The sequence below is a fragment of the Paenibacillus beijingensis genome, from assembly GCF_000961095.1.
In the GTDB taxonomy this organism is placed as follows: Bacteria; Bacillota; Bacilli; order Paenibacillales; family Paenibacillaceae; genus Paenibacillus_O; species Paenibacillus_O beijingensis.
Window position 1 is genome coordinate 3,661,140 of the sequence record NZ_CP011058.1, and the last position, 24,924, is coordinate 3,686,063.

General features: G+C 48.7%; 18 protein-coding genes and 2 pseudogenes. 19 read left to right on the forward strand and 1 reads right to left on the reverse strand.

The genetic code is table 11. From position 1 onward, the window contains the following. Positions 1 to 11: 11 nt before the first annotated feature. From VN24_RS16565 to VN24_RS16665, 19 genes and pseudogenes are all read left to right on the forward strand, one after another. Positions 12 to 971 carry an ABC transporter permease gene (locus VN24_RS16565; protein ID WP_045671299.1) on the forward strand — a complete coding sequence of 320 codons (960 nt, stop codon included), beginning with the start codon at positions 12 to 14 and terminating at the stop codon, positions 969 to 971. 19 nt (positions 972 to 990) lie between these two features. Beyond that, positions 991 to 1,872 (forward strand): carbohydrate ABC transporter permease, encoded by an 882-nt coding sequence (locus VN24_RS16570; protein WP_045671300.1) that lies wholly within the window; start codon positions 991 to 993, stop codon positions 1,870 to 1,872. A gap of 55 nt (positions 1,873 to 1,927) precedes the next feature. Then, complete coding sequence (locus tag VN24_RS16575) at positions 1,928 to 3,553, forward strand: ABC transporter substrate-binding protein (RefSeq protein ID WP_045671301.1); 1,626 nt, start codon at positions 1,928 to 1,930, stop codon at positions 3,551 to 3,553. A 124-nt stretch (positions 3,554 to 3,677) separates the two neighbouring features. Then, positions 3,678 to 5,156 carry a glycoside hydrolase family 32 protein gene (locus tag VN24_RS16580; RefSeq protein ID WP_045671302.1) on the forward strand — a complete coding sequence of 493 codons (1,479 nt, stop codon included), beginning with the start codon at positions 3,678 to 3,680 and terminating at the stop codon, positions 5,154 to 5,156. Positions 5,157 to 5,254: 98 nt separating this feature from the next. Further along, a complete protein-coding gene (locus tag VN24_RS16585) occupies positions 5,255 to 9,070 on the forward strand; it encodes a GH32 C-terminal domain-containing protein (RefSeq protein WP_052703005.1) in 3,816 nt (1,271 codons plus the stop codon). A 421-nt stretch (positions 9,071 to 9,491) separates the two neighbouring features. Continuing rightward, a complete protein-coding gene (locus VN24_RS16590; RefSeq protein WP_045671303.1) occupies positions 9,492 to 10,808 on the forward strand; it encodes an MFS transporter in 1,317 nt (438 codons plus the stop codon). Between the two features lie 402 nt (positions 10,809 to 11,210). Then, positions 11,211 to 11,858: a helix-turn-helix transcriptional regulator gene (locus tag VN24_RS16600; protein ID WP_338012183.1), complete on the forward strand. Its 648-nt coding sequence runs from the start codon at positions 11,211 to 11,213 to the stop codon at positions 11,856 to 11,858. A 157-nt stretch (positions 11,859 to 12,015) separates the two neighbouring features. After that, positions 12,016 to 13,182 carry a threonine synthase gene (locus VN24_RS16605; protein WP_045671305.1) on the forward strand — a complete coding sequence of 389 codons (1,167 nt, stop codon included), beginning with the start codon at positions 12,016 to 12,018 and terminating at the stop codon, positions 13,180 to 13,182. A gap of 26 nt (positions 13,183 to 13,208) precedes the next feature. Further along, on the forward strand, positions 13,209 to 14,501 hold the full coding sequence (locus tag VN24_RS16610) for a cation:dicarboxylate symporter family transporter (protein WP_045671306.1): 1,293 nt from the start codon (positions 13,209 to 13,211) through the stop codon (positions 14,499 to 14,501). A gap of 12 nt (positions 14,502 to 14,513) precedes the next feature. After that, positions 14,514 to 15,934 (forward strand): annotated as a pseudogene (gene aspA, locus VN24_RS16615) (aspartate ammonia-lyase). 21 nt (positions 15,935 to 15,955) lie between these two features. Next, on the forward strand, positions 15,956 to 16,930 hold the full coding sequence (locus VN24_RS16620; protein ID WP_045671307.1) for an ornithine cyclodeaminase family protein: 975 nt from the start codon (positions 15,956 to 15,958) through the stop codon (positions 16,928 to 16,930). A gap of 4 nt (positions 16,931 to 16,934) precedes the next feature. Then, positions 16,935 to 18,035: an alanine racemase gene (locus tag VN24_RS16625; RefSeq protein WP_052703006.1), complete on the forward strand. Its 1,101-nt coding sequence runs from the start codon at positions 16,935 to 16,937 to the stop codon at positions 18,033 to 18,035. Between the two features lie 290 nt (positions 18,036 to 18,325). Then, a pseudogene (locus VN24_RS16635) lies at positions 18,326 to 18,958 on the forward strand (alpha-galactosidase); the annotation flags it as partial. A 433-nt stretch (positions 18,959 to 19,391) separates the two neighbouring features. Next, a complete protein-coding gene (locus VN24_RS26435) occupies positions 19,392 to 19,820 on the forward strand; it encodes a hypothetical protein (RefSeq protein ID WP_052703007.1) in 429 nt (142 codons plus the stop codon). 217 nt (positions 19,821 to 20,037) lie between these two features. After that, the gene (locus VN24_RS26980) at positions 20,038 to 20,946 is read left to right on the forward strand and encodes an AraC family transcriptional regulator (RefSeq protein ID WP_082083807.1); all 909 of its coding nucleotides are present in this window, start codon (positions 20,038 to 20,040) and stop codon (positions 20,944 to 20,946) included. 35 nt (positions 20,947 to 20,981) lie between these two features. Continuing rightward, a complete protein-coding gene (locus VN24_RS16650; RefSeq protein WP_045671310.1) occupies positions 20,982 to 21,485 on the forward strand; it encodes an NUDIX domain-containing protein in 504 nt (167 codons plus the stop codon). 80 nt (positions 21,486 to 21,565) lie between these two features. Continuing rightward, the gene (locus tag VN24_RS16655; RefSeq protein ID WP_045671311.1) at positions 21,566 to 22,927 is read left to right on the forward strand and encodes a helix-turn-helix domain-containing protein; all 1,362 of its coding nucleotides are present in this window, start codon (positions 21,566 to 21,568) and stop codon (positions 22,925 to 22,927) included. Continuing rightward, complete coding sequence (locus VN24_RS16660) at positions 22,924 to 23,874, forward strand: VOC family protein (protein WP_045671312.1); 951 nt, start codon at positions 22,924 to 22,926, stop codon at positions 23,872 to 23,874. Before VN24_RS16655 ends, VN24_RS16660 begins: the two co-directional genes overlap by 4 nt. Before the next feature lie 128 nt (positions 23,875 to 24,002). Beyond that, positions 24,003 to 24,413: a VOC family protein gene (locus VN24_RS16665; protein ID WP_082084232.1), complete on the forward strand. Its 411-nt coding sequence runs from the start codon at positions 24,003 to 24,005 to the stop codon at positions 24,411 to 24,413. A gap of 265 nt (positions 24,414 to 24,678) precedes the next feature. Here VN24_RS16665 and VN24_RS16670 read toward each other — a convergent pair whose 3' ends face one another. Further along, positions 24,679 to 24,924, reverse strand: coding sequence for a hypothetical protein (locus VN24_RS16670; RefSeq protein ID WP_045671313.1), 246 nt, complete (start codon positions 24,922 to 24,924; stop codon positions 24,679 to 24,681).

Consider the following 24,924-nt stretch of genomic DNA (forward strand, 5'->3'; position numbering starts at 1 on the left):
GGAGGTAAGAAATGCAACACTCACTTAAGACCCATCAAGAAAGAACAGCGGTACGAAGCCGGGGGATACAAAGCGGCCTTGAATATTTAAAAAAGACTTATCTTCTTTATTTGTTGCTTGCGCCCGCACTCATTTTAACCCTCATCTTCAAATATGGCCCCATGTACGGAGCCGTTATCGCTTTCAAGGATTTCAGCCCAATTAAGGGGATTATGGGCAGCGAATGGGTAGGATTCAAGCATTTCGACAAATTTCTATCGTCGCCAAATTTTGAAGTCATTTTTATGAATACGCTTAAATTAAGTGCCTTTGGTCTTTTTCTCGGTTTCCCCGTACCGATTTTGCTCGCTTTAATGCTCAATCAGGTGCGAAGAGCAGGCGTGAAGAAGAATATTCAATTGTTTCTGTATGCGCCGAATTTTATTTCGGTTGTCGTTATCGTCGGGATGCTGTTTATTTTCCTGTCGCCTACCGGCGCGATCAACCAGCTGGTTATCTGGCTGACGGGCGAACCGGTCATGTTTATGCTAGGTCCGGAGTATTTCAGATGGATCTATATTTTATCCGATATCTGGACCGGGGCTGGCTGGGCATCCATTATTTACGTGGCCGCACTGGCGAACGTGGACCCTGAGCTGCATAACGCGGCAAGCCTGGACGGGGCCAATCTGCTCCAGCGGATTCGTCATATCGATCTGCCGACGATCCGTCCAATCATGGCCATCGTATTCATTCTGGCTGCCGGCGGAATCATGTCAATCGGTTTTGAAAAGGCTTACTTGATGCAAACGGCGATGAATTTGCCAACATCGGAGATTATTCCGACTTATGTCTATAAAATCGGCTTGCAAAAAGGGGACTACTCTTACTCCGCCGCCGTAGGACTGTTCAACTCTGTCATCAATGTGATCCTGCTCATTACAGTCAACTTTGCTGTCAAGAAAATGAACGACGGCGATGGCCTCTACTGAAGAAGGGAGCAAACAGAAAATGCCCATCAAACATTCCCGGCTGGATCGCTCACTGCTCGTACTTAACGCCGTTTTTTTAACAATGGCAGTTCTTCTGGTCATCCTGCCGCTGCTTTACATTGTCGTTGCCTCATTCATGGACCCGTCGGCGCTGCTTAGCCGGGGGTTATCCTTTAACGTCTCGGATTGGACCGTGGACGGCTACCAAAAGATTCTGTCCAACCCTGCCATGATTCGAGGTTTTGGAAATGCGGTGCTCTACTCGGCATCATTTTCCATCGTCACCGTGCTGATTTCCATCTGCGCTGGATACGCGATGGCGGATGCCCGCCTGAGGGGCCGGACGTTTTTTATGACCCTGTTTCTAATCACGCTGTTCTTTGGCGGAGGGCTTATTCCCACCTACCTGCTCGTCAAGAGTCTCGGGATGATCGATACCATTTGGGCCGTGATCATTCCCAATGCCGTGAATGTGTGGAACATCATTTTGGCCCGCACCTTTTTCAAAGGGGTGCCGCATGAGCTGAAGGAAGCGGCCAATGTGGACGGAGCCTCCGAAATGCAGATCTTTGCACGCATCGTGCTGCCGCTCTCCAAACCGATTATATTCGTTCTGGCGCTGTATGCTTTTGTCGGACAATGGAATTCCTACTTCGATGCCATGATCTATCTGGACAATACGAAACTGCATCCGCTGCAGCTCGTGCTCCGGTCCATTCTGATTCAGAACCAGGTAGACCCGGGGATGATCGGGGATCAGCTGGCTATGGCGGAGATGAAGCGCTTGTCCGAAATTATCAAATACGCTGCCATTGTGATATCCAGTCTGCCGCTTATTATCATGTATCCGTTCTTCCAGAAATACTTCGAAAAAGGTGTCTTGGTCGGTTCTCTAAAATAGCGTGCCGGCTGCACATAAATGCTTAAGAAGCAAATGAACCAGGGAGGTCATTTCGATGAAAAAGATCAATAAGCCAAAAGTCTCCTTCAAGGCCGTTTCTGTATCGGTGCTTGCTTCGGTGCTCCTGCTGTCCGCATGCACCAACGGGGAGAACAGCGGTTCCGCCAACAGCGGTTCCACCAGCACGGAGCAGGAGCAAAGCGGGAAAGTGACACTGAATATGATGACACAGAGCTCACCGACTGCTCCGTCCGATCCGAACGAGAAGCTCATCCTCAAACGCCTGGAGGAGGAGACGAACGTTCACATCAATTGGAAAAACTTCACCCGAGACGTGTTCGTGGAAAAACGAAATCTCGCCATGGCGAGCGGCGATCTGCCCGATGCCATTTTTGACGCCGGGTACAGCGATTACGAGCTGCTCAAGCTGGCCAAAGACGGCGCGATCATCCCGGTGAACGACATGATCGAACAATATATGCCGAACTTTAAAAAAGTGCTGGAAGAAGCGCCGCAATACAAAACGATGATTACGGCGCCGGACGGCAATATTTATGCTTTCCCGTGGATTGAAGAGCTCGGAAGCGGCAAAGAACGCATTCAGGCGGTGGATGCTGTACCTTGGATCAACACCGATTGGTTAAAGAAGCTTGGACTTGCCATGCCGAAGACGACGGACGAACTGAAAAAAGTGCTGATCGCCTTTAAAACTCAGGACCCGAACGGAAACGGCAAAGCGGACGAAATTCCGTTGTCCTTCATCAACAAGCCGGGAGCCGAAGATGTTGCCTTCCTGTTCGCTTCGTTTGGTCTTGGCGAAAATCCGGATCACGCGGTCGTCACGAACGATGGCAAAGTTGTGTTTGCGCCTGCCGATGAAGGATACAAGAATGCGGTGAAGTTCATCAGCGAGCTTTATAAAGAAGGACTCGTTGATTTGGAAGCGTTTACACAGGATTGGAGCACTTATCTGGCTAAAGGAAAGGATCAAAAATACGGTCTTTATTTCTCCTGGGACAAGGCGAATATTACCGGGGCCAATGACAGCTATGATGTCATGCCGCCGATCGCCGGCCCAAGCGGCGAAATTAATGTCGCGCGGACAAACGCTCTGGGCTTAGCCCGCGGCAGAACGGTCATCACTAGCGCCAACAAAAACCTCGAGGCGACGGCCAAATGGATCGACCGGATGTACGACCCGATTCAATCCGTTCAGAATAACTGGGGCACTTATGGCGATGACAAGCTGCAAAATATTTTCGAGTATGACGCTGAGAAAAAGACGCTGAAGCACCTGCCTCTGGACGGCGCTTCTCCGGTTGAACTGAGGGACAAAACGAGCATCGCCGGCCCGCTCGCGATTTTGGACAGCTATTACGGCACATACACCACCTTGCCGGATGACGCAAAAGAAAGATTGCGGATCGTCAAGGAAGTGATGGCTCCCCACATGAAAGCGGAGAACGTCATGCCGAGCGTCTTCAACTCGATCGAAGAGCTGGATCGCTTGGTGACCATTGAAGCCGACTTGTTCGCTTATGTGCTGAGAATGCGTTCGGAATGGTACCAAAACGGCAAGGTCGACGAGCAATGGGATGCATATTTGAAGGAGCTTGACCGGCTCGGGCTGAAAGAATGGCTTGAAATCAAGCAAACCGGTTACGACAGAGCGACGCAATAGTCATTGAGGAGCGCTCAGAGGTCAAAGGCAACGTGCCAGCAATTTATATCATAGACCAAGAGAGACAAAATCCGGCAGGTCAACTGCCGGATCTCATTTATGGAGTAAAGGAGAGAGGCATCCTGTGTCTACGATGATCAAACACAATTACAGAGGGAAATATCATTTTTCGCCAAAAGAGAAGTGGATGAACGACCCGAACGGGATGGTGTATTTTAAAGGGGAGTATCATCTTTTCTATCAGCATCATCCGTATGGAATGACCTGGGGCCCGATGCATTGGGGCCATGCGGTGAGTAAAGACCTTATCGTATGGGAAGAACTCGATATTGCGCTCGCGCCGGATGAGAATGGCATGATCTTTTCAGGAAGCGCTGTCGTGGATTGGAACAATACAACGGGATTTTTCGAAAATGAACCGGGCCTTGTCGCGATTTTTACGCATCATCTTGTGCAGGAGGGCGGCGACCCGGTTCAAACCCAGAGCCTGGCGTACAGCAAGGACAGCGGAAGAACCTGGACGAAGTATGAAGGGAATCCGGTACTGAAGCACGACACTTTTGTCGACTTTCGCGATCCCAAGGTGTTCTGGCACGAGCAGACCGGGCGGTGGGTCATGGTGATCGCTTGCGGGCAATCGGTCTGCATCTATCATTCGGGCGATTTGAAATCGTGGACATTCGGAAGCGAGTTCGGGGCCGATATCGGTTTCCATGGCGGTGTTTGGGAGTGCCCGGATTTGTTCGCCCTGGCGGTCGATGGGGATTCATCGCGTCAAAAGTGGGTGATGCTTGTCAGCATCGGCGATCACCCGGCCTATAAGGAAGGCTCGAGAACGCAGTATTTTACTGGTGAATTTGACGGAGTGACGTTTATGCCCGATGAGGATTCGTACACGGTGCGCTGGCTGGATTACGGCAGGGATAACTACGCCGGCGTAAGCTGGTCCGACGTTCCGGCTGCGGATGGCAGACGTCTCTTTATCGGTTGGATGAGCAACTGGAAATATGCCAACCTTACCCCAACGGAAGGGTTTCGCGGTGCAATGACCGTACCGAGAGAAATCGGGCTCGGGTCGCTTGCGGACGGCAGCGTGATCTTGGTACAGAAGCCCGTGCATGAACTGGAGCGTGCTCGCGTTCCGGTATTGGAGCTTGAGAATGTTTCCAGGGAAGAAGCGGAGGAAGCGCTGTCCGCCTTGCAATTGGAGAGCTACGAGGTAACAGCCGTCGTCCCGGCCGGTTCAACTTTTGCATTCAAGGTAAGAAAGGGCGGCCGGATCGAGACCGTGGTCGGAGTTGAGGCAAGCCGGGGCGAAGTTTATGTCGACCGGACGAAATCCGGATTGCATCAATTTCATGAGCATTTCAGCGGCGTTCATGCAGCCAAGCTGCAATCTCCGGGAAAGACGCTCGATCTAAGAATCTTTATGGACCTCTCTTCCGTTGAAGTATTCGCGAATGACGGGCAGGCGGTAATTACCGACCTGATCTATCCGAATGCCGATTCCACAGAAATCTCCCTGGTTTCCGATGAGGAACGGTTTAAGCTTTATTCATTGTCGGTCTATACGTTGGTACCGTCTGCCAAGGGTTCGAACTAAAGTCGTAAGGAAGGAGCTGCCGACAAGCAGCTCCTTCTTCTCGGCCGTCTTTCAATCCAGAATCTGATCCTATCCTTTTGAAAGAAAAGAGGGTGCGAATGAAAAGAATCAAAACGGTGCTGCCTGTTCTGTTGACCTTCGTACTTGTCCTCGCTTCGATGCCGCTCCTGGCCGCCTTTCCGGGAATGGCCCGAGCCGCCGGGGAACAAGCTGCTGTGGAGCCCGATAAGGAAGACTCCGCTATTTTTGAAAGCGCAACCAAATCAAACAGCGATCTGTCGGGCTGGAGAATAACAGGAAAAGGAAAGCTTGAAGACACGGAGCAAGGGATTGTGCTGACTTCCGATCCCAAAGAGAATGTAATGGCCATTTCAGATACGCGGGCGGATGATTTTATCTATGAGGCGGATGTTATGGTGACGGACGCGAAGGCGGACGCCACGCTTGTATTCCGTTCCAATGAGGATGGCTGGTCCTCCTACTTGCTGCAAATTGTACCTCAAGCCGGACTGCTCCGGTTGAAAGACGCTAACGGTGCAGGCGCTTTGTGGGTGGAACGCCAGGTTAGCCTTGCGGCGGGCGGCATCTATCATCTGAAGGTGAGAACCGAAGGGACCAATATCAAGGTTTTTTGGGAAGATCGCTATAAACCGATCATCGATGTGGATGACGAGGCATACGCGACCGGTTACCTGGGGCTGAATGTGTGGGACGGTTCGGCGGTGTTTCAGAATGTGAGAATAAGCGGTATGAAAGGGAATCTCGGTACTCCGGTCTACCATACAGGTACCTGGAAGCCGGACCTGAGAGGTTATAAAGGTGCGGGAACTTTGGAGCTTCAGGCCTTGCAAATTTATGGGGAAATACACCGGGATTTCGTATTTGAAGGGGATATTTCCTTGAGTCCGGCATCGGCGGACGGTGCGATGCTGTTCAGGGTGGATGAGAAGGGGGTATCGGGCTATGCGGTTTCCTTGCGGAATGAAGGAAATCAGGTTTGGGTGCAGCTGAGGAAAGCGGACGGAACGGTCATCAAGAGTTCGGACCAGACCTATCCCACGCAGCCGGTGTCCCGGCACCATGTTGAAATCCGTGCAATCGGCGACCGGATCAAGGTATATATCGATGGATATGCCGAAGCAGCCATCGATGTAACTGATAGCAGCTACATAAGCGGTCGGGCCGGTTTGTCCGTATCCGCGGGCAGCGCGTATTTTCAGAATGTGTATGTGACCGCGGCAGACGACTATTATACGGAGCCGTATCGTCCCGCCTATCATTATAGCCCTGCCCGCGGGTCTGCCAGCGACCCGAACGGGCTCGTTTACTACGAAGGCGAATATCATCTGTTTCATCAGGATGGAGGGACTTGGGCCCATGCAGTCAGTACCGATCTTGTGAATTGGAAGCGCCTTCCGATTGCCTTGCCCTGGAATGATCACGGACACGTATGGTCGGGCTCGGCCGTTGCCGATCTTCATAATGCATCCGGGTTGTTCACGGAATCGGGCGGTAAAGGGTTGATTGCCTACTATACGTCCTTTAATCCGGATCTGCCGGGCGGCAATCAGCGCATCGGAATCGCATACAGTACGGATAAAGGCCGAACCTGGGTTTACCCCAAGGAACGCCCGATCGTGATCGAAAATCCCGGAAAGCAAGGAGAGGACCCGGGCGGCTGGGACTTCCGCGATCCGAAGGTCGTACGGGACGAGGAGAATCGACGTTGGGTGATGGTCGTTTCGGGAGGCGATCATATCCGCTTCTTTACCTCCACCAATTTGATCGACTGGACGCTTACCGACAATTTCGGCTACGGCGATTACGTTCGGGGCGGAGTGTGGGAATGTCCGGACTTGTTCCCGCTTACCGTGGAGGGGACGGGCGAGAAAAAGTGGGTGCTCATGATCAGTACGGGCGCCAACCCGAGAACGCAAGGCTCGGACGCGGAGTATTTTGTCGGCACGCTTACGCCGGAAGGCAAATTCAGCAATGATAATCCCGTCGGCAAAGTGCTGAGAACCGATTACGGCAAGGAATTTTATGCGTCGATGTCCTTCTCGGATCTCCCCAACCATCGCCGGATCCTGGTAGCTTGGTTGACAAACTGGGATTATCCCTTTGCTTTCCCCACTCAAGGCTGGAAGGGAGAAATCACCCTGCCGCGCGAAGTGACGCTGAAGCGTACGGAGGAGGGACTTCGATTGGCGCAAGCCCCGATCGAGGAGCTGAAATCGTTACGAAGGGAGATTTTCTCCGTTGTTAATCGCGAAGTAAACCCGAACGGGAGCAATTTGCTGGATGGATTGACTTCCGGGGCCTATGAAATCGAAGCTGAAATTGAAATTCCGAAGGGAAGCGGAGTGCGGGAATTCGGTTTCCATCTCCGCAAGGTTGCCGAACAGAAAACGGTAACCGGGTATAACGTCACGGACAATCGGATGTTTGTGGATCGATCCGATTCCGGCGTAACCGATTTTTCCAATCTGTTCTCTACGCTTCATACCGCACCGCTTCAGCCGGAGAACAATCGCGTAAAAATGCATATTTTCGTGGATGAATCCTCGATTGAGGTGTTTGCGAATGACGGCAAGGTTGTCTTCAGCGACCTGATATTCCCGGATCCGGCCAGCCGGTGGATGAGCTTTTACACCGACGGCGGCAAGGTGAACGTGGTATCCATGAAGGTGTACGCGCTTAACGACGTCTGGAATCAAGATACAGCGGATCCGGATTCGGCCCGGATTCGGATGAACACGACCGTCCGTGAAATCGCTCTCGGGGGGGCGGAGACTTTGCATGCCGTGGTGGAGAGCGGAAAAAACAACAACGGAGAGCGGCCGATCCAATGGAACACCAGCGACCCAAGCGTCGTGCAGATCGTCTACGCCGATCATACGCAAGCCGTCATTCGGGCTGCAGCCAAAGGCGAAGCGGTCATTACCGCGTCTACACCTAACGGGAAGACGACGGCAACGGTGCCGGTAAGGGTTTTTGACGGCCAATTCCTTACGAATCTGACCGGCTGGACCCCCGATCTGTCCTCGTCGAAATGGATGGCTGCGGAGTACGGCATCCGGGGCAGTTATTGGAGCGACGCCAATTACATGGCGCAGGAGCAAGCAGGCGACTTCACGTATGAAGCGGATATGAGGCTTGCTGAAACCGGCGGCGCGGGCTCCCTGTTGTTCCGGGCCAGCCAGGACGGGCGCAGCGGCTACTATTTCAATATCGATCCGAATATGAAGGCATTTCGGCTGTTCTACAAAGTGGACGGAGGGTTTGCCGACCGGCAAGTGCTGGCGAAGGTACCGACCTTTGTGACGCCCGGGAAAACATACAGCGTCAAAATCGAAGCGAATGGACCGCATATCCGCATCTCCGTGGACGGAGTAAAGATCATGGACCTTTCGGACGGTACGTTTGCGGAGGGGCATTTCGGCGTGAATGTCTTTGGCGGCCAGGCTTATTATCAGAATGTCAACGCGAGCCAGATGCAGCCGGCCAAGCTGCAAAGGGCAAGCTTCGTAAACAGCGCGACGAACAAGTTCCTGTTCACCGCGACATCGCAAAACGGGGAGCCCGTCACGATTCGGGATGTCAGGGAAGGAGAGGCTAAACAAGCCTGGGTTTTAGTGCCGACGGGCGATGAACTGGGCTCCTACTCCATCCGCACTCCAGAAGGGAAGGCCCTCGATCTGGATACCGGACAAAACAAAATCCAGCTGTACAATTATCTTGGCTTTAACAATCAGCGATGGCTGCTTCGCAACAACGAAGACGGCACGGTTACCATCACCTCGGTTCATCATGGAAAAGCGCTGGAGGTCTCGGAGACGGGGACTGAGCTGATCTTAAATGATCCCGACCCTGCTCTTGATAGGCAAAAGTGGAGCGTGGAAGTTATCGAATAGTCTGCTCTTGAAAAGTTTCGACTTCATTCCGTAATTTATTATACACGGTGCGGCTTCCGGAGTTTTCGGGAGCCGTTTTTCGTTGTTATCTCATTATAGACAAGCAGTGGAAGAATTGGATGACTGAATTATAGATGCTTACTTTTGAAAGAAGCCATGACCTCAGCGTGGCTTCCTGGCATCCTGTGGAAGCATTTTAATTGGTCCGGTGTCGTCATTTCAATGGTAGGTTTTATTTTGTTAGCACTCAGCAGTAATTATTTTCTTGGGGGAAAACGAAATCATCCTGTTCAATCTAATCGAGTGCATGTATAATTATGCATAATATATATGGTATAATCATGGATGCTGGTATTATCGGTTGACAACAATATTGTCCGATTGTTCACTAGCACCGGTACATCAGGAGGAAGACATCATAATGATTCAATCGATTGAGCATGCACAAAAGCGAAACATCGCAAGCAACATCTTCAAAGGTTCGGTCGGAAATCTGATCGAATGGTACGATTGGTACGTTTATGCTGCTTTTGCAGTATACTTCTCGTCTGAGTTTTTCCCGACAGGAGATCCTACCAGCCAGCTGCTAAACACAGCTGCAATTTTTGCGGTCGGCTTCCTGATGCGCCCGATTGGGAGCCTGCTGCTGGGCCGCTATGCCGACCGTCATGGACGCCGTGCCGCGCTGACGCTTTCCATCTCCGTTATGGCCGGCGGTTCGCTGATCATCGCCTGTACCCCGAGTTACAGTACGATCGGCATATTTGCTCCGATCATTCTGGTTCTTGCCCGTCTGCTTCAAGGGTTATCGCTAGGCGGAGAGTATGGCACCTCGGCTACCTATTTGTCCGAAATGGCCAGCAGCGGCCGCCGCGGCTTCTACTCCAGCTTCCAGTATGTCACCCTTATTGCCGGACAGCTGGTCGCGCTTGGGGTTCAGATCATTCTCCAGCAAATGCTCAGCGAACCTGATATGAAGGCCTGGGGCTGGCGAATTCCTTTCATTATCGGAGCCATCGGGGCACTCGCCGTATTATGGCTGCGCCGCACGATGGACGAATCCGAGCAGTTTTCCAAGATGAAGTCCGAAAGCCGGGCGAACGCCGGGACGATTCGAGCTCTGCTTAAGCACCCAAAGGCGGTTGTGACGGTTATTGGACTCACCTTGGGCGGAACGGTCGCTTTTTATACGTACACGACTTATTTACAGAAATTCATGGTCAATTCGATGGGACTTCCGAAGGAAGTTGTCAGCTGGATCAACTTTATCGCTTTGCTCGTATTTGTTATCCTTCAGCCGCTCGCCGGCATGCTGTCCGACCGGATTGGACGGCGGCCGCTGCTCATCAGTTTTGGAATTCTCGGAACGTTGCTGACGGTGCCGCTGTTCTTCATCTTGGAGCATACGAATAGCTCTATCGGGGCATTTTTGATCATGATGGCGGGTTTAATCATTGTTACCGGATACACGTCCATCAATGCCATCGTGAAAGCCGAACTTTTCCCGACGGAAGTCCGCGCGATTGGCGTAGGTCTCCCTTACGGACTTACCGTGGCGGTGTTCGGCGGGACGGCGGAATTCATCGCATTATGGTTTAAGAGAATTGGAATTGAGTTTCTCTTCTACTTCTACGTAGCTGCCTGCATCGCCGTAAGCCTTATCGTTTACTTGCGTATGGGTGAGTCTTCGAAAGTCTCCCGTATCGAAGCTGAGCTCGATGAAACAAAAATACATTAATTTAGCCTCCCAGCGGCCACCGTGCACTGCTCCCAGTGCACGGTGGCCGCTGCTTGACGTTGGTCGAGCGCTCCGGCGCTTACACCTTCGCCTGTCTGACGAAATCGTTCTCCAATCGCGTCGACCATTGCTATAATTGAATAATCGTCAATATTGGGATAGTCTTTCTGAAATTGCTTGATCATGTCCGGGAGCCAGTGGACGACTTGTGCGGGGATCAATTTATCCGTCCAATTAGTTGTCCGAATTGGAAAAAGGGGCGGGGACGCTTTTCGTATGTAAGGAAGAGGCTTGCTCTTGCGTTACGCAGGAGACGATAAAAGGGACATAGATTTTTTTATATTTTATCTTTACAAAATTATATTAATTCGTATAATAAACTATATGAAAAGGAGTTGCAGTATGATGAATAAATCAGAAGTGGAATTGAAACGGTACATCCCTATAGTAGAAGCGATCGCTCAAACATTCGGGAAACACTGCGAGGTGATTCTGCATGATTTAACCCATCCTCAATCGTCCGTAATATATGTAGCTAACGGCCATGTTACAGGAAGAGAAGTCGGTCAGCCATTTAATCATTTGATCACCCAGGTGCTGCTGTCCAATAAATTCCAAAACGATCTTGTTGCCAATTATAAAACAGAAACGATCGACAACAAAGTGATAAAATCCTCTACAGCTCTTATAAGAAATTCTATAGGGGAAGTGATTGGAGCCTTATGTATCAACTTTGACCTGACGCATTTGGAAATTGCAAAAGATTTTTTCGGAAGCTTCTCCCAGCTTGAGCAAGATTCCGTAAAAGAGGAGGTGGAGCTCTATGGAAATGTGCTCGACATCGTTGATGACCTAATCGGTAAAATTGTAGATAAAGATCGTGTTGATGATATGGACCGTAGTCATAAGCTTCAACTCGTGAAATTTATGGACGAGAAGGGCGTGTTTTTGATTAAAGGAGCAATCGATAAGGTCGCTGATTTGCTGAAGGTGTCTAAAGTGACGATTTATAGCTATCTGGATGAAATTAGAAAAAATAATTCGGACTAGGAAGTGAATAAGCATCTCAAATGGGAAGGATAATTCCCATTTGAGATGCTGGGATCTACATATAAAGAACGAGCTTTAACACTTAAAGACTGAATATTCAAACTATATCTGCTGATCATCATTCATCGGTTGAGCTAATTGAAGGAGAGAGTGCTCTATGAAATACATATGCAATTTGTGCAAGAGAACTTATGCCCCGGACAAGACATTATGGCGATGCAAATGCGGAGGCTTGTTTGATCTTGTTGATTTTGACATTCGATTCGACTTGGAAAAAATACAATCCAGATCAAAGGATATTTGGCGTTACAGAGAAGCGCTTCCTTTCGCGCAGCAATTCGACGGCAGCAGTTCCGTTTCTCTGGGGGAAGGGGGCACTCCAATGGTGGCATTATCTCCGGACCTTCCCGATATATTCGTGAAGCTTGATTTTTTAATGCCCACACTTTCATTTAAAGACAGAGGAGCAGCTGTGTTAATTACAAAAGCGCAAGAGCTTGGAGCCAAGTTTATTGTTGCGGACAGCAGCGGGAATGCCGGTACTTCCATTGCGGCCTATGCGAATCGGGCGGGTATGGAATGTGAGATTTATGTCCCTGATCGTACTTCAAGCAAAAAGATAAAGCAGATCAGCGCACATGGCGCAAAGGTCTGCCCGGTTCCAGGAAGCCGCGAAGATACAGCGAAGGCGGCTCAAGAGGCGGTTCGGAAGAAAGAAGCTTTTTATGCGAGCCACGTTTATAACCCGTTCTTTTATCAAGGGACAAAGACCTATGCCTATGAAATATGGGAGCAGCTAAGGAAGGCGCCCGATGTCGTCGTCGTTCCTGTCGGAAATGGAACTCTGCTGCTGGGAGCTTATTACGGTTTTAAGGAATTGCTGGAGTGGGGTTTGATCAACAAAATGCCAAGATTATTAGCCGTTCAAGCAGAGGGGTGTGCGCCTATTGCAAGGGCTTTTGATGCAATGAAAGATGAAGCTCATCCGGTCGTAAATACAGGAACGGCAGCCGAAGGGATCGCTATAGCAGATCCGCCAAGAAGCAGGCAAATACTTGCAGCGGTAAGAGAAACCCGCGGGGTTGTCGTGACGGCACCGGAAGCGGCGATACCGGATGCCAGAATAACACTGGCGAAGAAAGGATTTTACGTAGAGCCTACAACCGCGGCAACTTACGCCGGTTTTGTCGAGTATGTAAGGAAATGTACATCCGGGAAGTTGCCGGTGGATCAGAATCTTTTTCCAAGTAATCCATTCGAACTTAATCATCATGGAACCACCGTTGTAATTCCCTTGTGTGGAGCGGGATTAAAAGCTGATTAGTAATATCGTTATCGGAGGCGAAGCAATTGAAAAAGAAGAAAATTGGCTTGGTTTGGCAAATCGTCATTGGACTAATTCTTGGGATCGCAATAGGGTCCGTTTTTTACGGCAATCCGGCAGTTTCCGTTTATTTAAAGCCGATAGGCGATATTTTTATTCGGCTTATTAAAATGATCGTTGTGCCAATCGTATTTTCAACTCTCGTTGTGGGGATTGCTGGAGTAGGTGATATTAAGAAGCTTGGCAGGCTCGGCGGGAAAACGATTCTTTATTTTGAGATTGTGACGACGTTTGCGATTGTATTCGGATTATTGATTGCCAATTTATTTAAACCGGGTAAAGGTGTCGATATGTCTCATCTTTCCAAAGGCGATATCGGCAAATATGTGGAGACTTCGGAAAAAATAAGTCATAGTATGTCCGATACATTCGTTAATATTGTACCGAGCAACATATTCCAGGCGTTTGCAAATGGAGATTTGCTTGCCATTGTCTTTTTCTCCGTACTGTTCGGTCTTGGAGTTTCAACACTGGGCGAGAGAGGCCGGCCCATACTTCAATTTTTTGAAGGTGTCTCGGAAACGATGTTTTGGGTAACGAATCAGATTATGAAGTTTGCTCCATTCGGTGTTTTTGGCTTGATTGGAGTAACAGTTTCTAAATTTGGTGTCGCCGCTTTGATTCCAATGGGCAAGCTGGTACTCTCTGTCTATATTGGCATGCTGATGTTTGTGTTTGTTATATTTGCACTCATCGCGAAATATTGCGGTACCAACATTATTACGATTATAAAAGTGCTGAAAGACGAGATCGTTCTTGCGTTTTCAACAGCAAGCTCTGAAGCAGTATTACCTAAACTGATCGAGAAAATGGAGAAGTTTGGATGCCCCAAGTCAATATCCTCTTTCGTAATTCCTACCGGATATTCGTTCAACCTCGACGGTTCAACTCTCTATCAAGCGATTGCGACTGTTTTTATCGCCCAAATGTTTGGAATTGATTTGCCGATTAGCTCCCAAATTTTGATTGTATTCGTTCTGATGCTGACATCCAAGGGGATGGCCGGAGTTCCCGGAGCGTCTCTGGTCGTTCTCTTGGCAACCTTGAGCTCGGCGGGTCTTCCGATCGAAGGAGTGGCGTTTATTACGGCTATTGATCGACTTTTGGACATGGCACGAACGGCGGTTAACGTGATAGGGAACGGACTGGCTGCAATCGTGATGTCAAAATGGGAACGTCAATTTGACCGGGACAAGGCTCAGAAGTATGCATTCTCGTTGAAAGCCGCAACCGGCATTCAGAACCATACAACGATATGAGGAGGTATTGGAATGCCGAAGAAAGTGCGGATTGAAAAGGATTTTTTGGGATCAAAGGTAGTTCCGGCTGAAGCTTATTACGGTATTCAAACCTTGCGGGCTGTCGAGAATTTTCCCATTACCGGTTACCGAATTCATAAAGAACTTATTGTGGCGTTGGCCATCGTAAAAAAAGCTGCTGCCTTGGCCAATAAAGAGATTAAGCAGCTTGCTCCCCATTTGAGTGATGCGATCGTGCAGGCAGCGAATGAAATTATCGGAGGAAAGTGGCATGATCAGTTTATCGTCGACCCTATACAAGGAGGGGCCGGCACATCATTTAACATGAATGCCAACGAAGTTATCGCCAACCGGGCGATAGAGCTTTTGGGAGGGGCCAAAGGGGATTACAATATCGTGAGTCCGAACAACGACGTCAACAGGGCCCAATCAACGAATGATGTTTTCCCCACAGCCATCCATATTGCCGCTCTTTCTTTACTGGACAAGCTGCTGGAAACGATGAATGAATTGCACCGGGCTTTTGGGAAAAAAGAAAGGATTTCGCCGGCGTAGTCAAAATGGGTCGTACGCATCTGCAGGATGCCGTTCCGATTCGACTTGGACAGGAGTTTGAAGCATACAGCCGTGTATTAGCCAGAGATATCGTACGAATCCAGATGAGCGGGGAATATCTGTATGAAATAAATATAGGTGCAACAGCGGTGGGGACGGGTTTAAATGCAGATCCGCGCTATATGAAAAGGGCGGCTGAGCTTCTCGCGGAATTAAGCGGTTTTCCATTATACAGTGCGGAGGATCTGGTGGATGCGACTCAAAATACAGATGCTTATACCCAGTTTTCCTCAGCTTTAAAGGTTTGCATGATCAATATGTCCAAGATAGCGAATGATCTGCGGCTGCTTGCTTCCGGCCCGGGGGCAGGCTTGGGCGAAATCAGCATTCCTGCCCGCCAGCCGGGATCGTCAATCATGCCGGGCAAGGTAAACCCGGTGATGTGCGAGGTTCTTAATCAGGTCGCTTTCCAGGTTATCGGAAACGATCACACCATATGCCTCGCTTCAGAGGCCGGGCAGTTGGAATTGAACGTCATGGAGCCGGTAATGGTATTTAACCTGTTGCAATCCTTGAGCATGATGAATCAAGTGTTCAAAGTTTTTCGGACCCATTGCCTTGAAGGAATCGAAGCGAACGAAGTCCGATGCAGAGAATATCTAGAGAAAAGTGCCGGAGTCATTACGGCGCTTAATCCTCATCTGGGTTATGAAGTATCGGCAACAATTGCCAGAGAAGCTATTCAAACCGATCGGTCGGTTCGGGAACTATGTCTGCTGCATCAAGTATTGACGGAGGAAGAATTAAACATCATCCTCGATCCGTATGAGTTGACACATCCGGGAATTGCGGGAGCCCGTTTGTTAAATAAATTATGAGCTATTAATTTGGGAAGGACGATGAACTGCCAAGTGATATTCATTAGCGAACGTGATGTTAAAGACTTGTTGACCTTACAGGATGCCATTCATTTAACGGAAAGAGCTTATGCCGAGCTGAACGCTTCTCAAAGCGTCATCTTTCCTGCGGTGCGGGAAGAAATACGGGAGCATCGAGGGATCTTCGGCATCAAATCCTCTTATCTGAAAACGAAGAAATATATCGGACTGAAGGCAGGCGGTTTTTGGTTAGGCAATGCGGTTAAAGGAAAGATGAATCATCAATCAACGATGATGTTGTTTGACGCGGAAAGCGGCGAGCCGTTATGTGCATTGAGCGCCAATTATTTGACGGCCGTGCGCACGGCAGCCGCCGGAGTCGTTGCCGCCAAACGTCTCGCCCGAAAGGATAGCAAAATTGTCGGGATCATAGGAACCGGTGCTCAAGCAAGGTCACAGTTGGAAGGGCTGATCGCCTCTTTTTCCGTCGAAAAAGTGCTCCTATACGGAAAGTCGGAGGGGAAAGCGGAACAAATGGCCAAGGAAATCATCGAAAAAAAGGGCTATTCGGCTGCGATCTGCCCATCTCCTCGGGAATTGGCCGGGCAATCGGACATCATCGTGACAACGACCCCGTCTTATACGCCTGTTTTACATACATCCTGGGTCAAGGATGGAACGCATATCAATGCGATGGGGAGCGACACCAGAGGGAAACGGGAGCTTCTGATCGACAGAAAGCCGGACAAAATGGTATGCGATCTGTGGGTGCAGAGTGCGGCCATGGGAGAATTTCAACACGGAATCGCACACGAAGAGCTTTATGCGGAGATTGGGGAAATCGTAAACAATAAGAAGAAAGGCCGCGAGAACGAACGTGAAATTACGTTGTTCGATTCAACGGGGCTGTCGGTTCAAGATCTTGAGGCCGCATCATTTGTGTACGAATCATTGAAGTCCAAAATCAATTCGATAAATGAACTCCAGGAGGTATAAATCAATGATTGGAATGAAAGCCGAACAACTGGATACGCCGTCTCTTCTTATCGATCTGGACCGGATGGAACGAAACCTGAAGGAAATGCAGGCTCTGGCCGACTCCGCCGGAGTCAAATTAAGACCCCATACAAAAACGCACAAAATGGCGGAAGTAGCCCAATTGCAGTTGGAATACGGAGCCCGAGGCATTACGGTGGCCAAGCTTGGCGAAGCGGAAGCGATGGCGGGGGCCGGAATAACGGACATTTTTATCGCGACCGAAATCGTTGGTGAGCAGAAAATGGTCCGTTTGCGCTCGCTTGCCGAGAAAGCGAAGGTTCGGCTTGCTGTAGACTCGATTTATCATGTCGAACAGCTGGATCGTTTCTTCGGGGACCAAGTGCCCGTTGAAGTGATGATCGAAGTCGATACCGGAATGCATCGCTGCGGCGTGGAGCCGGAGGAAGCGGTTGAGCTGGCGGGAGAGATCGTGTCCCGGTTCCCGCAAGTAAAGCTCGCGGGCATATTTGCCCATGAGGGCCACACCTATAATGCGTCGGAAAAGGAAGAGATGAAGCAAATCGCGCTCGATACGCAGAAGCAGGCTGTGGAAACTGGGAAACAAATCGAAGCGAAGTGGGGAATCTCGTGCGAAATCAGTATCGGCTGCACATTGGGGCAGCTGGCCGGGGAATTTCTGCCGGGAATCACGGAAGTCAGGCCGGGAACTTACGTTTTTTATGACGTGGGACATGCATATTATCTTGGCGACATTAATCGTTGTGCGGCTACGATTTTGTCAACCGTTACCTCCAAGAAAGGCGAGGAAAAAGTCGTTGCCGATGCAGGAGCCAAATCGATGACCATTGATCAACGATCGAGCGGGGTACTGAAAACGGAAGGCTTCGGTAAAATCAAATCTCATCCTGATTTAATGATTAAGAAGCTGTCGGATGAACATGCCATTATTTATCCGGGAGGTTCCTTGAATCTGGGCGATCGGATAGAAATTTACCCCAATCATGTGTGCCCGACGGTTAACCTGTACAATAAAGCCTATGGGATTAGAGACGGAAGGGTCGAGAAAATTTTAACGATTACCGCAAGAGGGTGCAACCAATAATCATTCATCTTCACTTTTCATGTCAGAGGAGGATCCGTCCCGCACGGATCCTCTTTTTTGCCCCCCTAGGGAGAGGTTTAATTCGGCACGTCTTTGTGATACATTTGACAGCACATGGATAGGCTACGGGGGAATGAAAAATGAAATTCCGCAAACGAGCGCAATGGCTCGGCAATCTGCAGCTGCGCAACAAAATCATCCTGATGTTCATCCCGCTGATCGTGCTGCCGAAATTCATTCTCGCGCTGCTGTCAAACCGGATGTTCAGCAGCTCCATGATCGACAAAACCAGCAGCCATAACCAAAATCCGTTCATCGCCCTGCTTGCCAAGGACGCCACCGAGGAGCGCGGCGAAGTGTACGGGCTCTCGCTCGTCTACAGCGGCGGCTTTCTCGCTCAGGCCGAAGTCGACTAATATTTTACGACGCGGGTTCAGATCGGCATGACGCCGTTCGATTTCAGCTGGAAGCTGGCGCCGGGCGAATCGTTCCAGTCGCCGGAGGCCGTGCTCGTCCGCTCCTCCGAAGGGCTCGGCGGCATGTCGCGCATTTACCACAAGCTGTACCGGACCCGCCTGTGCCGCGGCGCGTTCCGCGACAGCGCGCGGCCGATTCTGATCAACAACTGGGAAGCGACCTACTTTAACTTCAACGCCGATAAAATCAAGGAAATTGCCGCTGCGGGCGCCGACCTCGGGATCGAGCTGTTTGTGCTCGACGACGGCTGGTTCGGCAAACGCGATAACGACGACAGCTCGCTCGGCGATTGGGTGACCGACGAGAGCAAGCTTCCGGAAGGGCTCGGCAAGCTCGGCGAAGATATCAACGCGCTGGACATGCAGTTCGGGCTGTGGTTCGAGCCGGAGATGGTATCGCCGATCAGCGAACTGTACCGGAAGCATCCCGACTGGTGCCTGCACGTTATAATTTGGAAAGTTCCTAGTACTACCTATATTCTTGGAATTCTAATACTTATTTGTGGAATGCTACTGCTGATAATCAAGAGTAAATTTCTCAAACGACAAATCGAATTAATAAAAAAGAAGAATGAAGAATTCAATAAAAATCACGAATCTGAAACTCTTAATAAAAATGAAAATATAGAAATGAGAGAATAGTATGCATATCAAAGAAGCCCCCCGAAATCACCTAACACTATATTCACACCCTCAGTCCGGCAGAAGTTAGAAGTGGATTCGATGAGGCATCTCAGTATCGGGGAGCTGAAGCCGGACACACCCGCACCACCTACCCGTATCGCGGCCGCCCCTTCGGGGCTTAAGGTGGTGGGGGTTCGTAAATACAAGAACGTTATCGGAAATTGCTGAAAATCTTATAATGAACAGGAGAATTGAAATGGATTCAGCTGAATTTCTCGAAGTCATTAAGAAAAATACATATCTGGCTATTAAATACGCAAAATCATTTGAAGTTGATCTGAATTTTGAAGAGAGAACTATAAATGATGTTGAGAGGATTCTTGAATATTACTCAACAGAATTTCTAAATGCTACAGAAGAAGAAAAACCCACCGAAAATCAAATTTGGTCGATGGCAGTAATTTGGGGAACTTATGTTGGAGAATTAATGAAGAAAACTATAGGAGAGCCATGTATGTGGATTTATGAAGAAGGAGAATTTTTGCTTGAAGTAAATAAGGCGAAAGCCAATCCAATAGGAAAGGCATATAAGAGAATTGTGAATGGGCCTGAAGATAATATAGTGTCTTTTTATGATTTAAGTTGTATGAAATTCAAAGAATATATTAATACAGGATCTTGGTAGTATTTCGAAGTGGTCAGCAACATCTGATAACACCGTATTCCCGCTGCATCGTTGACGCTCCTTGGTCTGCCCGAAGATAAGTCGGGGAAGCGATGTCAGGCAAACATTCCTGTGAGGCTAAGTCTAACGACCCGTTTGCTGACGCTCATTTAGGCCTCTCGGATTCGGGAATACAACAACGTTATAAGAAAACCGGCGAAGGGACATAAGACCAACAATGAACGATTACGCTGATCGGATTGACAAAGTAATCAAATATATAGAAGAAAACTTATCTCATAAGATAAATCTGGATAAGTTAGCGGAGGTTTCAAACTTCTCCAAGTATCATTTCTCCAGAGTCTTTACCTCTATAGTTGGAGTGACGCCGCTCTCATTTTTAACAAATAAGCGGTTACAAAAATCAATAACCTATTTAACTGAAACAGATATAACAATACTGGAAATCTCGATGTTATGTGGCTTCGAATCACCTTCTAATTTTAATGTGGCATTTAAGAAGCTTTTTGACATGACGCCGAGTGAACTTAGAAAAAACCGGGTCAACAATAGCAATATTTCATTATATCTTGGCAATAAGCAAGAGGAAGTAAATGATCCTTCTCGCTATGATGAAAGAAGCAATAATAACTTTCTGAGGAGGATTTGGCAAATGAATATTTCGATTAAAGAACTTCCTGATTATGATGTGGCATTTGTAAGACATGTTGGGAGTTATCTGGACACTTATCAAGCATGGGGGAAGCTAGGTGCTTGGGCAGGGAAGAACAATTTGTTTCCACCCGAACAATATTTTATCGGGGTTTCTTTAGATGATCCAAGTATTACTGAAGAATATGCTTGTCGTTACGACGCCTGTATCACAATTCCACAGACATTCAATCAAGAAAATGAATCAGAAGTACAATTTAAAACTTTACCGGGTGGCCTTTATGGACTCTATCAGTTTTACGACACGATCGACAAATTTGCTATTACCTATCAGAGTTTATATGGTCAATGGTTACCTAATAGTGATTATGAACCCGATGAAAGGTACTGTCTGGAGTTCTGCATGAATAATCCTTCAGATGATCCTGAAAGGAAAGCCAAGATTGAATTATATATTCCAATAAAGAAGAGATAAGAATTCGGGGCAAATTTACAGGGGGGAGTACACCAATGAAGAAACACAGAATAAGACCAACGGCATTAATATTTCGTGAGGATCAGATTTTGTTGATTGAGTATGAAGAGAACGGTGAATTCCATTATAACCTGCCGGGCGGAGGTTTAAAGAAGGGCGAATTATTGATGGATGGATTAAGCAGAGAGGTGTATGAAGAGGCTTGTATCCATATTGAGACGGGTTCAATTGCTTTTGTTTATGAGTTTAATCCTAATAAGCAATCGGGTGATTATGATCCTGAAACAAAACCTTCCATCCATATCATCTTTGAATGTACCCTGAATGCTGAAGAAGAGCCTAAATTGCCTGCCAAACCTGACCCCAATCAGACAGCTGTTCGATGGATGCCTCTCAGTAAATTGAAAACGATCGTCTTATACCCTAATATAGCCGACCACATTCTTGATTATTATAGCAATAGAAGATCAATCGAACTCCTAGAAGATTATAAACTTGCGAGTTATGGCACATTAACCGATCCATCAGCTTCCTTCTAATATCTGAGAATTTTGAACATATTGCCGATAATTTCCTCTGTTATAATGTGATCAAGACGGATTCGATAACAGGTGAAAAGATGAGCTACGTGGAGTCGGTGCAAAGGGCGATTGACTATATCGAGGAGCATCTGGATCAGGAGCTTGATCTCTCCAGCATTGCAGAGGAAGCCTATATTTCGGTCGCTCAATTGTATCGGGTGTTTTACGCACTTACGGGACATCCCGTCAAAGACTACATTCGCAAAAGAAGAATAAGCGACGCTGCCAATCATCTGAGAAACTCGAAACGCAGTGTGGAGGAGCTTGCGTGGAGCAGCGGATTTGAGTCTTATCATTCATTTGCCAAGGTGTTTAAGAAGATCGTAGGGTTGACTCCTGCTGCCTATCGTAACGCCGACATTTTCTTCAGCTTCGAACCGATTCGTCTTAACGAACGGATCGCCTACAAGGAGGAAAAGGAACAAACGGAACTTTTTCCGGATGTCAAAGTGATCCGGTTCATGCCGGAGAAGATGGTTGCCTATCTGCATATTTCCAAGCATGAAGAAGGAATGGAAAATGAGGCTTTCCGGATTGTTTGCCAAAAGCTCAACGCAGCTGAGGCAACCAGGTGCTTTAAATCCAGGCTGCGATTTTTCGGATACAATGTGGATCTTCCCGAAGAAGACGGTGAACCCCGATATGGTTATCGGGTGCTGATCGCGGATGCGAAAGAGCGAATTGATGATGATTCGTTTATCGAGGAGCCATTCGTTGGCGGGCTGTATGCCGTAAGAAAGATCGCCGCATTATCCCCGAAGACCGTTCAGGACGGATGGAACAGGCTGCTGTCCGAATGGTTGCCGAAAAGCACATTTGAAATCGGGACACATCAATACATCGAGGAGTTCATCGCATACAACGATAAAGTAACGAGAATGAACCTGTACCTTCCCGTGCAACGAAAGTTCCATAATGAACCGATTGAAATCGTTGAGCTTACAGAGGTCAAAGCTTTTTTCTGCCGGGGATACGGAGCCGAGGCTCAAGCGGTTGCCGAACAGCAATTGATCGATTGGTACGAGAGAGGGTCTGACGAAAACCGGCGAGCGGATCAAGGCAAATACTATATGGCCTTTCATTACGGCATTACAGATTGTGAAGAATACTGGTGGGAAAACGGGATCTTATCGGCTGAAGCGGAAGCTCCGGCACTGGAGAGACTGGAAGAGAAACGTATCGGATCCGGTACTTATGCCTGCTGCGTCTCCAAGACATACGGTTTGTTAACCGGCGTTCTGGATAAAATGCATCGCTGGATTGCGAACAATGGCAGCTACAGGCTGGATGAAGAGCGGCAATGGTTTGCTGAATATCACACCAACGACGGATCAAATGTAGAGCGGGATACGATTGTAAAAGTCTATATTCCAATCCTAAAAGGAGAGCGCTCTCAATGAAAAAGTCTGCAAATAAGGTTAGCGAAGAAAATGTTCGGCCTCAATTTGTGACACAGGCATTCAAAGTGATCATGGGCTCAAGCGAAAAATCATCGGATCGCACGCAAGAGCCGGCAATCGACTCGTCCAATGGACTCGAGTCCGGGATCGATCTCATGACGCTGATCCAGTTGCCTGCTACCCGGCTGAAGCAGACGGTGACGTTTTATGTCGAGGTGCTGGGATTGACACTGTCACATCCGGAACGGTCAATTGAAAGAAACACGTTCGTCGAAACCATACCCAGGATCGGTCCGGGTCTGCATCTACTGGAAACTCCGGATTCGGAATTCCGCCATCTGCATGGAACGGCGAATGACAAGCTGGAAGAATTTCTTGCATTTTACGCCAAAAGTCTCGTTCATCTCCACCAGCGGCTATTGCAAGCGGGGGCAGAGATCGTAAAGGAACCATCGGACGGATATATGTCCTTCTTCGATCCGGAAGGCAACTTGATTGGGGCTTACGAGCGAACGGATCCCGGAATCAACGATCGGTTCGAAAGCAACATTACCGGATTCCGTCATATTCAGATGTACGCCGCAGATCCGGTGAGTACGGCAGCATTTTTCGAGCGTGCACTTGGGTTTGAAACTGCAAAATCAGATGAGAATGCAATCGATATGGCGGTGAATAGCGGCGAAGAGAATCAACCGATGATCCGATTGGTGCACGCGGATGATCCGGCGAACCCGCAGCCCATGCATTGGAGCCTGGACGGCCTGCCGAAGCACGCACTGGAGCTGCACTCGAAAAATATTCGGGCACTGAAGGAGCGGGTGCTGGCCAATGGAGGAGATGTGAAGGAAAACTTGGAGTTTAACGGATGCGGTGGTTATCTCAAGTTATATACGCCTGACGGTCATTACATCTGGGTCAATCAGGATCGAAGATACTGCGGTTACTAGAGGATTTCCATTCAGAATGATCCGGAGGGTTAACGATGTGCCAAATACCAATTCGTAAAGAGCCGCCGGAAGGTTATCGACCGGTGATGGTTCCGAAACCGTTAAAAATGATCTATGGAGGAAAACCGATGAATAAACAACAGCAATCTGAAGAAGGTTCCAAATTCATGAGCCCGATTAAGAACAAAGTTGGAAGCGTTTTTGTTCCGGTACGAGATATTGAAAAGTCCCGTACTTGGTATTGTCGGGTTCTGGGGTTAAATGAGGCTGACTGTGAAATTATTTCGGGTCACTTGTGCCCGCTGCCCATGGAAGGAACCAGTGTCATTTTGGATACGATGCCGAAGTGGGGAGGCGAACAGCCGGGCGGAGCGCCGAACATCGAGACCCCATCCTTTATGCTCATGACCGAAGATTTGCAGGGTTCACTTAATTATATGAAAGAACTCGGCGTTGAACTGGTAACGGAAATCGAACATGATCATTGGTTCGTTGTGAAGGACCCGGACGGCAATAAATTGATGATCTGCCGTGAATAGTACACTGGACGACCGAAAGAAACGACAGCCCGATATTTGTTAGTATGTTACGGCAAGCTGTCCCCTCACCTTACGACCAGAACGGGGAGGGGACAGTTCGTTTACTTCTTACGGGCGTTGCTCCTACGGTAGATCATTCAGCCTATTTGGTTGACCGCAAGCAAGCCGGCTATGATGTAAGCCGACCATTCAATCGTCCGTCCCAGATCCATCCATTGTCCGATGAACCCGACCACAAGGACGGGGATACCGATCCCGATAAAGGTTACCGCATAAAACAAGAGATGTTATTGGCACGCTTGTCGTTCGGCGAGACGTGATTGATAGGAATCAAACTACCGGCGTAACTCGGTCCATGACCCAGGCCAATGAAGGCCGTCGTCAGAATGAGCACAAACAAAGACTGGGTATATAAAGTCAGGACGATGCCAAACACACCGACAACCATCAAAGAATTGCCGATAACAATCATGCGCGACGCTGTCTGACGCTTCAACAGGATTTGGCTCAT

Coding starts and splice junctions, on each gene's coding strand:
- VN24_RS16565 (WP_045671299.1), top strand. CDS start 12: ATGCAACACTCACTTAAGACCCATCAAGAAAGAACAGCGGTACGAAGC.
- VN24_RS16570 (WP_045671300.1), top strand. CDS start 991: ATGCCCATCAAACATTCCCGGCTGGATCGCTCACTGCTCGTACTTAAC.
- VN24_RS16575 (WP_045671301.1), top strand. CDS start 1,928: ATGAAAAAGATCAATAAGCCAAAAGTCTCCTTCAAGGCCGTTTCTGTA.
- VN24_RS16585 (WP_052703005.1), top strand. CDS start 5,255: ATGAAAAGAATCAAAACGGTGCTGCCTGTTCTGTTGACCTTCGTACTT.
- VN24_RS16590 (WP_045671303.1), top strand. CDS start 9,492: ATGATTCAATCGATTGAGCATGCACAAAAGCGAAACATCGCAAGCAAC.
- VN24_RS16600 (WP_338012183.1), top strand. CDS start 11,211: ATGATGAATAAATCAGAAGTGGAATTGAAACGGTACATCCCTATAGTA.
- VN24_RS16605 (WP_045671305.1), top strand. CDS start 12,016: ATGAAATACATATGCAATTTGTGCAAGAGAACTTATGCCCCGGACAAG.
- VN24_RS16620 (WP_045671307.1), top strand. CDS start 15,956: ATGAACTGCCAAGTGATATTCATTAGCGAACGTGATGTTAAAGACTTG.
- VN24_RS16625 (WP_052703006.1), top strand. CDS start 16,935: ATGATTGGAATGAAAGCCGAACAACTGGATACGCCGTCTCTTCTTATC.
- VN24_RS26435 (WP_052703007.1), top strand. CDS start 19,392: ATGGATTCAGCTGAATTTCTCGAAGTCATTAAGAAAAATACATATCTG.
- VN24_RS26980 (WP_082083807.1), top strand. CDS start 20,038: ATGAACGATTACGCTGATCGGATTGACAAAGTAATCAAATATATAGAA.
- VN24_RS16650 (WP_045671310.1), top strand. CDS start 20,982: ATGAAGAAACACAGAATAAGACCAACGGCATTAATATTTCGTGAGGAT.
- VN24_RS16655 (WP_045671311.1), top strand. CDS start 21,566: ATGAGCTACGTGGAGTCGGTGCAAAGGGCGATTGACTATATCGAGGAG.
- VN24_RS16660 (WP_045671312.1), top strand. CDS start 22,924: ATGAAAAAGTCTGCAAATAAGGTTAGCGAAGAAAATGTTCGGCCTCAA.
- VN24_RS16665 (WP_082084232.1), top strand. CDS start 24,003: ATGAATAAACAACAGCAATCTGAAGAAGGTTCCAAATTCATGAGCCCG.
- VN24_RS16670 (WP_045671313.1), bottom strand. CDS start 24,924: ATGAGCCAAATCCTGTTGAAGCGTCAGACAGCGTCGCGCATGATTGTT.